Here is a 15,399-nt window from a genome sequence, read left to right on the forward strand (position 1 = left end):
AAACGATCATGGGCGGATTGTACGCATAATCGGGTTCTGCAGGACGATCAAGGTTTCAGTGGACTGAATTTCGTCAATTGTTTGGATCTTGTTGATAAGTACCTGCTGTAAGGCGTCAATGGAGCGGCACATTACCTTAATAAAGATACTGTAGTGGCCGGTGGTGTAATACGCCTCCGTCACTTCATCGAGACTTTCCAGTCTGGCCAGCGCAGACGGGTAGTCTTTCGCACTTTTCAGGATGATGCCGATAAAGCAGCCGACGTCATAACCCAACTGCTTGGGACTGACATCAATACGCGCGCCGGTAATTATCCCGGCTTGCTTCATCTTCTCTACGCGCACATGGATCGTTCCGGGGCTGACGCCAAATTGTTTGGCCAGTTCTGCGTATGCGGTGCGGGCGTTTTCCATCAGGGCGTCAAGAATGCCGCGGTCCAGATTGTCGATCTGATAATTTTCCATAGGTTTTTCTTATGTAGATTAATGATTCCATCTATTTTAGCGGTTATTTTTAACGAATCAAAATCGAACATGGCTTTTTGTTTGTTGATTATTGAATATTGCCCTCATTCTGTTGCTTAATCATAGGCAACAGGACACAGGAGTAAAAATAATGAAAACCGCTTACATTGCCAAACAACGTCAAATTAGCTTCGTGAAATCTCATTTTTCTCGTCAGCTGGAGGAGCGTTTAGGTCTGATCGAAGTACAGGCCCCGATCCTCAGTCGTGTAGGAGATGGCACGCAGGATAACTTGTCGGGCTGTGAAAAAGCGGTGCAGGTAAAAGTAAAAGCATTGCCTGACGCCCAGTTCGAAGTGGTTCATTCACTGGCGAAGTGGAAACGTCAAACACTGGGACAACACGACTTCAGCGCGGGCGAAGGGCTGTACACGCACATGAAAGCCCTGCGCCCCGATGAAGATCGCCTCTCTCCGCTCCACTCTGTTTACGTCGATCAGTGGGACTGGGAACGCGTAATGGGCGACGGTGAGCGTCAATTCTCCACCCTGAAAAGCACGGTAGAGGCTATTTGGGCGGGAATTAAGGCAACTGAAGCTGCGGTGAGCAAAGAATTTGGTCTGGCACCGTTCCTGCCAGAGCAGATCCACTTTGTTCACAGCCAGGAGCTGTTATCCCGTTATCCGGGGCTTGATGCAAAAGGTCGTGAGCGTGCGATTGCTAAAGAGCTGGGCGCTGTATTCCTGGTGGGGATCGGCGGCAAGCTCAGCGACGGTCATCGCCATGACGTTCGTGCGCCGGACTATGATGACTGGAGCTCAGCTTCCGAACTGGGCTACGCTGGTCTGAACGGTGATATCCTGGTGTGGAACCCGGTGCTGGAAGATGCGTTTGAACTTTCTTCTATGGGGATCCGCGTGGATGCTGATGCGCTTAAGCACCAGCTTGCTCTGACTGGTGATGAAGATCGCCTGAGTCTGGAGTGGCACCAGGCGCTGTTGCGTGGCGAAATGCCGCAGACCATTGGCGGGGGTATTGGTCAGTCACGCCTGACTATGCTGTTGCTGCAGTTGCCGCACATTGGTCAGGTACAGTGCGGCGTATGGCCGACACAGGTACGTGAAAGCGTTGCCTCTCTGCTGTAAGTACTAACGCTGCCAGCGTCTGAGCAGGCGGCTTCGCATCCCGGTATCAAAGCGCCAGATATGATCGAAAATGCGCATGATACCGGGTTTGCCATGGGCAGACATTGCGACCGCATGAAAACGGTGCTGGTGTACCCGCTGTAGCTCTCCCACTTTATTGACGACCTCATCAGGCAAGCGCTGAGCGATAAAATCCGAAATAACTACCGCATCGGCATCAAACCATTCTCGCCCCTGCATCCTTTCTATAATGGCGCGAAAACAGCTGGCAATATCTGTACCGCCGCGAAAACGCTGGCTTAGAAAACGGATCGCTTGCTCAATGCCTTGCGCTCCGGACAGCTCATAGCGCACGACTTCAGTTGAAAATAGCATAATGAAGCAGCGGCGGTTATCGGCGAGGGCAACGCGCATCAGCGCCAGGCAAAAGGCTTTTGCGCACTGTTCGTTAAATCCCCCCATTGACCCTGAGGTATCCACGCAGACAATAAAAGGCCCGCGTGGCTGTTCATCAAAGTCCTGATGTACAACCGGACGCTCTGTCACTTTCTCGCGCCATGCTTCACCATGAAGGCGGTAGGTCAGTAGCTGTTTTTCCACCAGCCGACGGTAGAATTCATATTCCAGTTCAGTGATGCCGAGTGTGGCTAATTCTGGCGGCAACAGGCGCAGAATATCGTCACTTTGCTGAATGCCATCAACCTGTTCGGGGACGGTTGCAGGTTCCCGCACCAGGGTACGGAATGTTTCCATCGGCGCATCTTTTCGCGGTACAGATTTCGCTTCCCTGGAGCGCCCCAGTTGCTCGGCCAGACGCTGGAGTTCGGGTTGTTGTGTCAGGAAATCGCCGTATTTCACAATCAGCTGATAATCGCCACGTTTGATTTGACCTGCGCTCATATCCCACAAACGGCCTGCGGCATTGTCATTTTCCGCCAGCACTGGATCCAGTTGTCCACTGAGAGTCATCCTCTCCTGTACTTCACTGAGCAGTTGTTCGCGCTCTTCTTCCAGTAGTTGCTGATTCAGCGTTGTGGTTTGAATCACCAGGCTTAAGCGCCAGCGCTGTAGAAAAAGCGTGTGCAGCGCGGGCGTAAACGTACTATTGCTATCGACCAGTTGCTGGGCTTGTCCAGCGTAGGGGGAATGTAGCCGGTGTAACAGCGTTAATATTTGCGGTAACTGGACGATAAACTGCGGGGTGGATAGAAGTTGACTTTGTTGGTAACACATCACCTCTTCTGTCAGTTCCGGCGGTACGCGAGTGTCTTTAAGACGGTTGCGTAATGCCTCTCGCCAGCGGGGAAGATCGTTAGCAATGGCTTTCTTTAACCGGGGGAATTTTTCAAAAAATACCGCCAGTTGTGGAGAGGCCAGCAGAGCGAGGATCATCTCTTCGATCATCCCTTCTTCGCTTACTGCCAGCATGATATTTAGCGTATCAAGGGTTAGCATTGTTGCGCCTGTCGGATCTGCTCTCCAACTTCCTGCAGGCTGGCCTCAATACGACCTAACCAGTCACTATGGATAAACAGACATTTTTGCTGTTCGCTAAACCCGCTATGCTGTTGGTGCCACTCGTTGTCGAGCGCTTCAAGCTGCTGTTTTATCTCGCTGGGCATACTCTCTTCAGATGACCCAGGCAGCGCCAGACGGGAGCCTTGTAAACTGACGTCGCGAACCACCAGGTGTTGGGCGCTGTCGACCTCCATATTTAGCGTCTGTGCAAACCCGATCCCGTTTAGTTTTCCACGGATCTCACCGCCTTTCGTAAGCCACTGTTCCAGGGCGCTACGTTCAAACGAAATATGGATCACCTCCATATCGTGCAGTTTTAAGGGTTTTTGTAGCAGTAACGTCAATACGGATGCAGTGACTTCTGGGGGAAGATCATAGTGAGGACGACGGCTGAACATTCCACCCTGACGAATGACGGTGAAGGCAGTTTTATCGCTTTGCTGCTGCTGAAGCTGGATTCGACGCTGCATAATAGCCCCAAGGCGCGTCAGCATCGCCTGTTGTTGCCAGGCGTGTCCGGTCATCAAAACTTCCAGCTGTTGCTGCATCAGATTCAGGCTTTGTGCGTCGTACCACAGGCAATCTTTCAACAGAATGAGATCGATAGGAGCGACTGCATCGCGTCCGCTAAAGAAGGCGCTTGCCTGGAGTAAGCGGATCGCTTTCTTCCAGCGACGGTCAGACACGTAAGGGGCGTTTGGTATCGCGTCCAGTTGTTGGCGCAGCGTAAAAATAAGTTCGAATACACGATCAGGAAGCTGGATCGCACCAATGTCTTTTTGCCACTGGTAATACTCTTCATCCGTCACCTGTAACGTCGCTGGGACCGGATTGTCGCTTTCATCTTGTTGGCTTAACAGCATTGAGCGGAAGTTGGCCTTGTCCTGCACCTTATCCAGCCACAAGCGAATCAGCATACGGTCGTACAAGGCTTCCAGACTACTGTCTGCTTCAGGCAGTTCGTTGGAAGCCGCCACCAGCAGACGCATCGGGATTTTTTCTTCGTGCGCACCGTTACGGAAATGGCGTTCGTTAATGGCGGTAAGCAGGGTATTAAGAATGGCCGGGCCTGCTTTCCAGATTTCATCCAGAAAGACGATTTCAGCTTCAGGAAGATAGCCTGCCGTTAAGCGCTCATAGCGTCCTTCATCCTTCAGGGCCTGAATGGACAGGGGACCAAAAACCTCTTCTGGTGTAGAGAAGCGCGTCATCAGGTATTCGAAAGCGCGTGCGTTTTTAAAAGCAAACTTCAATCGGCGAGCTATTAAGCTTTTAGCGATCCCTGGAGGGCCTAATAAGAAAACGCTCTCGCCGCTCAGTGCAGCCAGCAGACAAAGACGGATGGCGTGGCTACGTTCATAAAGTCCCTTTTCCAGCGCATTGCTCAGACGGGAAATTCTTTCCGCTAATAAATGTGGGTGAGCCATAATGAAGTGGCGTCCTTTCGCCAAATGTACTGCGTGAACAGCGAGTATAGCTGTTTCACACCAGGGCAATAATAGACTTAAGGTGCGTTTAATTTTCTTTGAGCCAGATTAATCTGGTCTCATTTAGGGGTACGATTTTGCGATTAATCGTGCATACTGTGCGCCTTTTTGTGGGCCAAGGGACTACGCACACATTTCATATATATATACACTAAATCATTCAGGCTGCATCAAGGCGGCAAAGGAGTGAACCTTCTGAGCTTACATTTGTAAGTTACCGGGGGAGTGCTGCCAACGCGGAGTAGTTTGAAGGATGACGTGTATAAACGAAAGACTAGTCTATGAGCACTGATAATAAGCAATCATTGTCTGCGATTACTCTCGCAGCCATTGGGGTTGTCTACGGTGATATCGGTACCAGCCCACTTTATACACTTCGTGAATGTTTGTCCGGCCAGTTCGGCTTTGGTGTTGAACGTGATGCCGTGTTTGGTTTTCTCTCGCTGATTTTCTGGCTACTGATCTTTGTTGTCTCTATTAAGTATCTGACGTTTGTCATGCGTGCGGATAATGCCGGTGAAGGTGGGATCCTGACGTTGATGTCGTTGGCCGGGCGCAATACGTCGGCGCGAACAACGTCAATGCTGGTCATTATGGGGTTGATTGGTGGCAGCTTCTTCTATGGTGAGGTGGTGATTACCCCGGCCATTTCGGTGATGTCGGCGATTGAAGGCCTGGAAATCATAGCCCCACAGCTTGATACCTGGATAGTCCCGCTATCCATTATCGTACTTACCCTGCTGTTTTTAATTCAAAAACACGGTACCGGGATGGTGGGTAAGCTGTTTGCTCCCATTATGCTGCTTTGGTTCCTGGTTCTGGCCGTATTAGGCGTGCGCAGTATTATTGCGAACCCGGAAGTACTGCAAGCGCTGAATCCTTACTGGGCAGTGCATTTCTTCCTGGAATTCAAAACGTTGTCATTCATCGCATTGGGCGCTGTGGTTCTGTCAATCACCGGTGTTGAAGCGCTGTATGCCGATATGGGCCACTTTGGTAAGTTGCCTATTCGTCTGGCCTGGTTCTCGGTCGTTTTGCCTTCGCTGGTGCTAAACTATTTTGGTCAGGGAGCGTTGCTGTTAAAACATCCTGAAGCGATCAAAAACCCGTTCTTCCTGTTGGCGCCTGACTGGGCGTTAATTCCACTGTTGATCCTTGCTGCATTGGCAACGGTTATCGCCTCACAGGCGGTCATTTCCGGCGTATTCTCTCTGACACGTCAGGCCGTACGTTTGGGATATTTATCACCTATGCGCATTATCCATACCTCCGAAATGGAATCGGGTCAGATCTATATTCCTTTTGTAAACTGGATGCTCTACTTTGCGGTGGTGATTGTCATTGTGAGCTTTGAGCATTCCAGTAATTTGGCTGCCGCGTACGGTATTGCGGTAACGGGAACGATGGTACTGACTTCTATTCTGTCGACCACCGTGGCGCGTAAAAACTGGCACTGGAATAAATACTTCGTTTTCCTGATTCTGGTGGCGTTCCTGTGCATCGATATTCCGCTGTTCTCTGCGAACCTCGATAAACTGATTTCTGGCGGCTGGCTGCCACTTTCGCTCGGTCTGGTGATGTTCACCATTATGACGACCTGGAAGAGTGAACGCTTCCGTCTGTTACGTCGCATGCATGAACACGGTAACTCTCTGGAAGCGATGATTGCTTCCCTGGAGAAATCACCACCGGTACGTGTGCCGGGAACGGCCGTGTATATGTCGCGAGCGCTAAATGTTATCCCGTTTGCGCTTCTACATAACTTAAAACATAACAAAGTGCTGCATGAGCGTGTGATCCTGCTGACGCTACGAACGGAAGATGCGCCGTATGTTCATAATGTGCGTAGGGTGCAAATTGAGCAGCTGTCGCCCACCTTCTGGCGCGTGGTTGCCAGTTATGGCTGGCGTGAAACGCCTAATGTAGAAGAAGTATTCCATCGCTGTGGTCTGGAAGGACTTAGCTGTCGGATGATGGAAACATCTTTCTTCATGTCGCACGAGTCGCTAATCGTGGGTAAACGGCCTTGGTATTTACGCCTGCGCGGTAAGTTGTATCTTCTGCTGCAACGCAATGCGCTACGCGCACCAGACCAGTTTGAAATCCCGCCGAACCGGGTTATTGAACTCGGTACTCAGGTCGAGATTTAATGCAACTGACCCCCCTATTTCATAATGAAAGAGGGGGTTTTGTTTTCATCATCGCAATTTTCTTTTCGTCAAATGATACGGCTTGCGAAACGTTTCGATGGCGATCACATTTTCGTAACGTCGTGGTGGTTTTCTGTGCATCCTTCAGACTAAAATTATTCTCAGCGAAACGTTTCGCTAGTGGGGAAAGAAAATGAAGAAAGGCGCAGTACTCAACTCTGAAATTTCATCGGTGATCTCCCGTCTGGGGCATACCGATACGCTGGTAGTATGTGATGCAGGTTTACCCATTCCGAACAGCACAACGCGTATTGATATGGCATTAACCCAGGGCGTACCTTCTTTTATGCAGGTACTGGATGTGGTTACTCGTGAAATGCAGGTCGAGGCGGCCATTCTCGCGACGGAAATTAAACAACATAATCCGCAACTCCACGAAACGTTGCTCAACCACATTGAGCAACTGCAACAACACCAGGGAAATACCATTGAAATTCGTTACACCACGCATGAACAATTCAAAAAACAGACCGCAGACAGTCAGGCGGTAATTCGCAGCGGAGAATGTTCTCCGTATGCGAATATCATTCTTTGTGCTGGCGTCACGTTCTGAGGCCATCATGAACGCATTACTGCAACTCAAAGGGATCGATAAAGCGTTCCCGGGCGTCAAAGCGCTATCCGGCGCCGCGTTAAATGTCTACCCAGGCCGCGTCATGGCGCTGGTGGGAGAAAACGGCGCGGGTAAATCCACCATGATGAAAGTCCTGACCGGTATCTATACCCGTGATGCCGGTTCTTTATTATGGTTGGGTAAAGAAACCACCTTTAACGGTCCTAAATCCTCTCAGGAGGCCGGGATTGGCATCATTCACCAGGAGCTAAACCTGATCCCACAACTCACTATTGCTGAGAACATTTTTCTTGGCCGTGAGTTTGTAAATCGCTTTGGCAAAATTGACTGGAAGAAGATGTACGCCGAAGCCGACCTGCTGCTAGCCAAACTCAATCTGCGTTTTAAAAGCGACAGGCTGGTGGGGGAGTTGTCAATTGGCGATCAGCAGATGGTAGAAATTGCCAAAGTGCTGAGCTTTGAATCCAGAGTCATCATTATGGATGAACCGACGGATGCGCTGACCGATACCGAAACTGAGTCTTTGTTCCGCGTGATCCGCGAGCTTAAGTCGCAGGGGCGCGGCATTGTCTATATCTCCCACCGCATGAAAGAGATCTTCGAGATCTGCGATGACGTGACCGTTTTTCGCGATGGACAGTTTATTGCTGAACGTGAAGTTGCAACGCTTACTGAAGACTCGCTGATTGAAATGATGGTGGGGCGAAAGCTGGAAGATCAGTATCCACGTCTGGATAAAGCACCAGGCGATGTGCGTCTGAAGGTCGATAATCTGTGCGGTCCTGGGGTTAATGACGTTTCATTCACCCTGCGTAAAGGAGAGATCCTTGGCGTATCAGGACTGATGGGCGCTGGGCGTACCGAACTGATGAAAGTGCTGTACGGCGCGTTACCTCGCTCCAGCGGTTACGTCACGCTTGACGGACATGAGGTTGTCACCCGTTCTCCGCAGGATGGGCTGGCTAACGGTATCGTCTATATTTCTGAAGACCGTAAGCGCGATGGCTTAGTGCTGGGTATGTCGGTTAAAGAGAACATGTCGCTGACGGCGCTGCGTTATTTCAGTCGCGCGGGCGGAAGCCTGAAACATAAAGATGAGCAGCAGGCGGTGGATGATTTTATCCGTCTGTTCAATGTGAAAACGCCATCAATGGAACAGGCCATTGGTCTGCTCTCCGGCGGCAATCAGCAGAAAGTAGCGATTGCGCGCGGGTTGATGACCCGGCCAAAAGTGCTGATCCTCGATGAACCAACGCGTGGCGTGGATGTCGGGGCTAAGAAAGAGATTTATCAGCTTATCAATCAGTTTAAGGCTGATGGGCTAAGTATCATTCTGGTCTCCTCGGAGATGCCAGAAGTATTGGGCATGAGCGATCGAATTATCGTCATGCATGAAGGGCATCTTGGCGGTGAGTTCACTCGCGAGCAGGCCACTCAGGAAGTATTAATGGCTGCCGCTGTAGGCAAGCTTAATCGCGTGAATCAGGAGTAAAAAAGATGACTACCCAGGCTGTTTCTGGTCGCCGTTATTTCACCAAAGCATGGCTTCTGGAGCAAAAGTCGCTCATCGCTCTGTTGGTGCTGATCGCGATTGTTTCCACTATGAGTCCCAACTTTTTTACCGTAAATAACCTGTTTAACATTCTCCAGCAAACGTCAGTTAACGCCATTATGGCTGTTGGCATGACGTTGGTGATCTTGACGTCGGGTATCGATCTGTCAGTCGGTTCCCTGCTGGCGCTTACCGGTGCGGTTGCTGCTTCCATTGTCGGGATTGAGGTTAACGCGCTGGTGGCTGTTGCGGCTGCTCTGGCGTTAGGTGCTGCTATTGGTGCGGTGACCGGAGTGATTGTCGCGAAAGGCCGCGTACAGGCGTTCATCGCTACGTTGGTGATGATGTTGCTGCTGCGCGGTGTGACCATGGTGTATACCAACGGTAGCCCCGTTAATACCGGATTTACCGATAATGCCGATGTCTTCGGTTGGTTTGGTATTGGCCGTCCTCTGGGGATCCCAACGCCAGTGTGGATTATGGGGATTGTCTTCCTCGCTGCGTGGTACATGCTTCATCATACTCGCCTTGGTCGCTATATCTATGCGCTGGGCGGTAACGAAGCGGCGACGCGCCTGTCAGGCATCAGCGTCAGTAAAATCAAAATTATTGTTTATTCACTTTGTGGGCTGCTGGCATCGCTGGCGGGCATCATCGAAGTTGCGCGTCTTTCATCTGCTCAACCAACGGCAGGAACTGGTTATGAGCTGGATGCTATCGCCGCGGTCGTATTAGGCGGTACCAGCCTGGCTGGCGGTAAAGGACGCATTGTTGGGACGCTGATCGGCGCATTAATTCTTGGCTTCCTCAATAATGGTTTGAATTTGTTAGGTGTTTCCTCCTATTACCAGATGATCGTCAAAGCTGTGGTGATTTTGCTGGCGGTACTGGTAGACAACAAAAAGCAGTAATAACGACTACAGGACATCTTAAATATGAACATGAAAAAACTGGCTACCCTGGTTTCTGCTGTCGCGCTGAGCGCCACTGTGAGTGCGAATGCGATGGCAAAAGATACCATTGCGCTGGTGGTCTCCACGCTCAACAACCCGTTCTTTGTCTCTCTGAAGGATGGGGCGCAAAAAGAAGCGGATAAACTGGGCTACAACCTGGTGATTCTGGATTCGCAGAATAACCCGGCGAAAGAGCTGGCGAACGTTCAGGATTTAACAGTTCGCGGTACTAAAATTCTGCTTATTAACCCGACTGACTCCGATGCCGTCGGTAACGCCGTGAAGATGGCTAACCAGGCGAAAATCCCGGTAATTACCCTGGACCGCGTAGCGTCTAAAGGTGAGGTTGTGAGCCACATTGCGTCAGACAACGTGCTGGGCGGTAAAATTGCTGGCGATTACATCGCGAAAAAAGCGGGTGAAGGCGCGAAAGTTATTGAACTGCAGGGTATTGCCGGAACTTCTGCGGCCCGTGAGCGTGGCGAAGGTTTCCAGCAGGCCGTTGCGGCACACAAATTTAATGTACTGGCCAGCCAGCCGGCAGACTTCGACCGTACCAAAGGTCTGAACGTTATGCAGAACCTGCTGACTGCTCACCCTGATGTGCAGGCTGTATTTGCCCAGAACGATGAAATGGCACTTGGCGCGCTGCGTGCACTGCAAACTGCCGGTAAATCTGATGTGATGGTGGTTGGATTTGACGGCACGCCAGATGGCGAAAAAGCGGTAAATGATGGCAAACTGGCTGCGACTATCGCTCAGTTACCGGATCAGATTGGCGCGAAAGGCGTTGAAACTGCGGATAAAGTACTGAAAGGCGAGAAAGTTCAGGCTAAATATCCGGTTGACCTGAAGCTGGTCATCAAGCAGTAATAGCGATTCAGGTCGCTCGCGGCCTGATGGCGACATAAATACGCCATCCTCATCAATTTGAAGATGAAAGCGTAAAAAGAAAAGCAGGGCACGCGCCACCCTAACCCGGTGGCGCACTTTGACTTGGAATTCCGAACATGAAAACCGCAGGCAACCTCGTTGTTCTTGGCAGTATTAATGCCGATCACATCCTTAACCTTAAATCCTTCCCCACTCCTGGTGAAACCGTAACCGGTAGCCATTATCAGGTGGCATTTGGTGGAAAAGGCGCGAATCAGGCAGTTGCTGCGGGTCGTAGTGGCGCGAATATCGCGTTTATTGCCTGTACAGGTGACGACGATATTGGTGAAAGTGTTCGCAAGCAATTAGCCAGTGATAACATCGATATTGCTCCCATTAGCGTGATTCAGGGTGAATCGACCGGCGTGGCGCTGATTTTTGTTAATGGTGAAGGTGAGAACGTCATCGGTATTCATGCCGGAGCGAATGCTGCGCTTTCGCCTGCGCTGGTGGAAGCTCAGCGTGATCGCATTGCCCAGGCATCAGCACTACTGATGCAATTAGAGTCGCCGATCGAAAGCGTGCTGACCGCAGCAAAGATTGCGCATCAAAACAATACGACGGTAGCGCTTAACCCGGCTCCGGCGCGTGAACTTTCTGACGAGCTGCTGGCGCTGGTGGACATCATTACCCCAAATGAAACCGAGGCTGAAAAGCTGACAGGGATCCGTGTAGAAAATGATGATGATGCGGCTAAAGCAGCGCAGGCGTTGCATGCAAAGGGTATTCACACCGTACTGATTACCTTAGGTAGTCGTGGTGTATGGGCCAGCGTGAACGGTAAAGGTAGTCGAGTTCCCGGTTTCAAAGTGGATGCCGTAGATACCATCGCGGCCGGAGACACTTTTAACGGCGCGTTAATCACAGCCTTACTGGAAGAGACTCCGTTGCCAGAAGCGATTCGCTTTGCGCATGCGGCTGCGGCGATTGCGGTAACGCGTAAAGGCGCACAGCCTTCCGTTCCGTGGCGCGAAGAAATAGAGGCGTTTTTACAGCAGAGGTAACGCTTGGCTACAATGAAGGACGTTGCCCGCCTTGCGGGCGTTTCCACGTCGACGGTTTCTCACGTCATCAATAAAGATCGCTTTGTCAGTGAGGCTATCACCGATAAAGTTGACGCTGCGATTAAAGAGCTTAACTACGCGCCTTCCGCGCTGGCGCGTAGCCTCAAGTTAAATCAGACCCACACCATAGGCATGTTAATCACTGCCAGTACCAATCCCTTTTATTCTGAACTGGTTCGCGGTGTTGAACGCAGCTGTTTTGAGCGGGGCTACAGTCTGGTGTTGTGCAATACCGAAGGTGATGAACAGCGTATGAATCGTAATCTGGAAACGTTGATGCAAAAGCGGGTGGACGGTTTACTGCTGCTCTGCACGGAAACACATCAGCCATCCAGAGAGATCATGCAGCGTTATCCTTCTATTCCTACTGTGATGATGGACTGGTCCCCCTTTGATGGTGAAAGTGACCTGATTCAGGATAATTCCTTGTTGGGCGGGGATTTAGCCACGCAGCATCTTATCGAAAAAGGGTTTACACGCATTGCCTGTATTACTGGACCTCTGGATAAAACACCGGCGCGTTTGCGTCTGGAAGGGTATCGGGCAGCAATGCAGCGAGCAGGATTAGCTATCCCGGAAGGTTATGAGATTACCGGCGATTTCGAGTTTGGCGGTGGATTTTCAGCCATGCAAACGCTGCTGTCGCATAAACAACGACCGCAGGCTGTTTTCACGGGAAATGATGCGATGGCAGTCGGTGCGTATCAGGCCCTGTATCAATCAGGATTGCGTATCCCGCAGGATATGGCGGTGGTGGGTTATGATGATATTGAGCTGGCTCGCTATATGACGCCGCCGCTTACGACGATTCATCAACCGAAAGATGAATTGGGCGAACTGGCCATAGATGTGTTGATCCACCGTATGGCACAGCCCGCATTGCAGCAACAGCGATTGCAGCTTACTCCTGTTCTGATGGCGCGGGGCTCGGCTTAGGCTTATGCCGGTCTTTGATTAAATTGCGACCATCTTTGGTTTTTAGCAGCATAAACATCAGCGCCGAAACCACCGTGATAGCGCCCATGGTAATAAAGGTATAGTGGAACTGTTCGACCGTATTGGTTCCTTCAATGTCTTCATATATACGCAGCACGGCGGCGCTGATTGCCACTCCTAAACTGATCGACAATTGCTGAGTGACGGCTAACACGCTGTTTCCGCTACTGGCATTATCATCGGTCAGGTCCGCGAGGGTAATCGTATTCATCGAGGTAAACTGGGTGGACATCGCCATGCCTAAAATGAACAATGGCAGGATCAGCATCCATACTGGCATTGCTGGGGATTGCAATGAGAACTGCGCAATCATCAGGCCGATAAACACCGTAATGCCGACCAGTGTAGTTCTGTAGCCAAGGCGACGCAGTACCTGCGTCACCATCGATTTAGCCAGAATTGATCCCAGCGCCGTCGGCGCCATCATGCAACCGGCAATCAGCGCCGGATAACCAAATCCTACCTGCAACATCAGCGGCATTAAGAAGGGAACGCATCCTGTACCCAGACGAGTCGCCAGGTTTCCCGCGATACCGACGGAAAAGGTTCGCGTCTTAAAGATTGGCAGCGATATTAGCGGTGTCGGATGACGGCGCGCGTGGCGAATGTAGGCGAGCAGTAACAAAATGCTGCCGAGAATAATACTTAGGGCAATCCAGCTGGCGACCAGCTTCTCACCGAACAGCTCAACGCCGCTGGAAAACAGCACCAGACTCAGGCCAAAGAGAAGGAAACCGGTCATATCAAAACCGCGGCGCGGCGTGGTGAAGTTAGGCATATATTTGCGGGCATAAAAGATACCTGCTATGCCAATGGGAATATTAATCAGGAAGATCCAGTGCCAACTGGCCCACGTGACCAGCACGCCACCCAGTACTGGACCTAAAATCGGCCCCACAAGTCCAGGCATGGTCACGAAGTTAAGGACGGGAAGAAGTTCACTACGTGGATAGGCACGAAGCAGTGCCAGGCGGGCAACAGGCATCATCATTGCGCCACCAATGCCTTGTATAACACGAAATATCACCAGTTCGGTTAATGAACCAGATAGCGCACAGGCAAGTGAACCCAGGGTAAAGAGACTAACGGCGATCATAAATACGCGCCGGGTGCCGAAGCGGTCTGCCAGCCATCCACTCACTGGGATCAACATCGCAACAGTCAGGGTATAACTGATAATGGCAGACTGCATGGCAAGTGGGGAGCGGTTCAGGCTTTGTGCTATTGCGGGTAAGGCGGTATTGAGGATGGTGGCGTCTAATGCCTGCATAAAAAAGGCCATGGCTGCTATCCATGGCAACCCGGCCATACTGCGCGATTTCTTTTCTGCCATAGATTATTTATCCGGGAGTTCGTTCGGCGCTATCAGTAATGCCTGACAGGCAGTGAAGGCGCGATCGCCATCACTATCCTCTATTGCATCGACAATGGCCTGATGCAAATCCAGCTTTACCACATCGTTATAGGTAATAGAGGTAAAATAGGTCTGGTAGACAGAATGGAACAACGATGCAAAGGATATCAGGAATGGATTCGCACTCATCTCATAGATGTGCTCATGCCAGGCGATATCAACTTCAATCCAGCGTTCACGCTTAAAGTTTCTTTTCAGCTCGACCATCTCTTCCATTAATGTATTCAGATGTGCCTTCTGTTCTGCCGTACCTATGGTTGCAGCTAGTAAACAGGCCTGGGGCTCCAGGCTAATGCGCATCACCAGAAAATGTTTGATGACCTGAGGGAAATTATCTTCCGTCATCCACCAGGTAAGCAGCTCCTGGTCGAGGAAATTCCAGTTTGCCTGCGGCATCACTCGTGTGCCAATCCGGGGGCGTGGTAATACCATACCTTTTGCCGTTAATGTTTTTACCGCCTCTCTTACCGCCGTGCGACTCACGCCAAACTGGTCACCCAGCTCAATTTCGCCTGGTAGGATTGCACCCGGTGCGTACTGACCTTTTAATATTCGTTGAGCCAGCTTTTCAGCCAGAACATAGGAAAGGTTCTTCTGTGCAGCTAACTGTTGGGCATTTAAAGGCATGAATGTTCTTCCTTAAGTCTTTCTCTTATTCATTAGTATGCCATCAGGAAGTGTGATTGCGGTTGCAAAAACGGCAAATTGCTTATTTTATGGCATGTTAATGACGGTTTTGGTGAAAAAACACGCACTCAGAAAGTTATTTTAAATTTCCCCTTGTCAGCCTGAAATAACTCCCTATAATGCGCCTCCACTGACACGGAACAACGGACTACAGGCCGCCGGGTCAGCGGGGTTCCACTGAGAACTCCGCGGAGAAAAGCAAAAATAAATGCTTGACTCTGAAGCGGGATGGCGTAATATGCACACCCCGCGCCGCTGAGAAAAAGCGAAGCGGCACTGCTCTTTAACAATTTATCAGACAATCTGTGTGGGCACTCAATGATACGGATTCTTAACGTCGCAAGACGAAAAATGAATACCAAGTCTCTGAGTGAACACGTAATTCATTACGAAGTTTAATTC

13 protein-coding genes are annotated in these 15,399 nt (G+C 50.7%); 8 read left to right on the forward strand and 5 right to left on the reverse strand.

The features are described 5' to 3' along the window. Positions 1 to 6 precede the first annotated feature (6 nt). Positions 7 to 465 (reverse strand): transcriptional regulator AsnC, encoded by a 459-nt coding sequence (gene asnC, locus OH663_RS08220; RefSeq protein ID WP_045449013.1) that lies wholly within the window; start codon positions 463 to 465, stop codon positions 7 to 9. A gap of 151 nt (positions 466 to 616) precedes the next feature. Between asnC and asnA the strand changes: the two genes are divergently transcribed. Continuing rightward, positions 617 to 1,609, forward strand: a complete 993-nt coding sequence (asnA, locus tag OH663_RS08225; protein WP_045449015.1) for an aspartate--ammonia ligase — start codon at positions 617 to 619, stop codon at positions 1,607 to 1,609. Between the two features lie 3 nt (positions 1,610 to 1,612). On the opposite strand, the gene viaA is transcribed toward asnA, so the two are convergent. Further along, complete coding sequence (gene viaA, locus OH663_RS08230) at positions 1,613 to 3,064, reverse strand: ATPase RavA stimulator ViaA (protein WP_045449017.1); 1,452 nt, start codon at positions 3,062 to 3,064, stop codon at positions 1,613 to 1,615. Then, entirely contained in the window at positions 3,058 to 4,554 is a 1,497-nt protein-coding gene (ravA, locus tag OH663_RS08235; protein WP_048223234.1) for an ATPase RavA, read from the reverse strand. Before ravA ends, viaA begins: the two co-directional genes overlap by 7 nt. A gap of 341 nt (positions 4,555 to 4,895) precedes the next feature. On the opposite strand from ravA, the gene kup reads away from it, so the two are divergent. The 7 genes from kup to rbsR all read left to right on the forward strand — a co-directional run bounded on the left by kup (position 4,896) and on the right by rbsR (position 12,836). After that, positions 4,896 to 6,764 carry a low affinity potassium transporter Kup gene (gene kup, locus OH663_RS08240; protein WP_048223237.1) on the forward strand — a complete coding sequence of 623 codons (1,869 nt, stop codon included), beginning with the start codon at positions 4,896 to 4,898 and terminating at the stop codon, positions 6,762 to 6,764. Between the two features lie 193 nt (positions 6,765 to 6,957). Next, complete coding sequence (gene rbsD, locus OH663_RS08245) at positions 6,958 to 7,377, forward strand: D-ribose pyranase (RefSeq protein ID WP_045449025.1); 420 nt, start codon at positions 6,958 to 6,960, stop codon at positions 7,375 to 7,377. 7 nt (positions 7,378 to 7,384) lie between these two features. Beyond that, a complete protein-coding gene (rbsA, locus tag OH663_RS08250; protein ID WP_045449026.1) occupies positions 7,385 to 8,890 on the forward strand; it encodes a ribose ABC transporter ATP-binding protein RbsA in 1,506 nt (501 codons plus the stop codon). A 5-nt stretch (positions 8,891 to 8,895) separates the two neighbouring features. Further along, complete coding sequence (gene rbsC / locus OH663_RS08255; RefSeq protein WP_045449027.1) at positions 8,896 to 9,861, forward strand: ribose ABC transporter permease; 966 nt, start codon at positions 8,896 to 8,898, stop codon at positions 9,859 to 9,861. Positions 9,862 to 9,885: 24 nt separating this feature from the next. Continuing rightward, entirely contained in the window at positions 9,886 to 10,776 is an 891-nt protein-coding gene (rbsB, locus tag OH663_RS08260; RefSeq protein WP_003023760.1) for a ribose ABC transporter substrate-binding protein RbsB, read from the forward strand. 137 nt (positions 10,777 to 10,913) lie between these two features. Then, complete coding sequence (gene rbsK / locus OH663_RS08265) at positions 10,914 to 11,840, forward strand: ribokinase (RefSeq protein ID WP_048223241.1); 927 nt, start codon at positions 10,914 to 10,916, stop codon at positions 11,838 to 11,840. A gap of 3 nt (positions 11,841 to 11,843) precedes the next feature. Then, positions 11,844 to 12,836: a ribose operon transcriptional repressor RbsR gene (gene rbsR, locus OH663_RS08270; protein ID WP_136345351.1), complete on the forward strand. Its 993-nt coding sequence runs from the start codon at positions 11,844 to 11,846 to the stop codon at positions 12,834 to 12,836. Here rbsR and mdtD read toward each other — a convergent pair. Together mdtD and OH663_RS08280 are read right to left on the reverse strand one after the other, a co-directional pair. Next, positions 12,802 to 14,229, reverse strand: coding sequence for a multidrug transporter subunit MdtD (gene mdtD / locus OH663_RS08275; RefSeq protein ID WP_200011111.1), 1,428 nt, complete (start codon positions 14,227 to 14,229; stop codon positions 12,802 to 12,804). The genes rbsR and mdtD overlap by 35 nt on opposite strands. Before the next feature lie 3 nt (positions 14,230 to 14,232). Beyond that, the gene (locus OH663_RS08280; RefSeq protein WP_045449039.1) at positions 14,233 to 14,937 is read right to left on the reverse strand and encodes a FadR/GntR family transcriptional regulator; all 705 of its coding nucleotides are present in this window, start codon (positions 14,935 to 14,937) and stop codon (positions 14,233 to 14,235) included. Between the last annotated feature and the right edge of the window lie 462 nt (positions 14,938 to 15,399).

The organism is Citrobacter sp. Marseille-Q5395, from assembly GCF_947057495.1.
Lineage (GTDB): Bacteria > Pseudomonadota > Gammaproteobacteria > Enterobacterales > Enterobacteriaceae > Citrobacter > Citrobacter murliniae.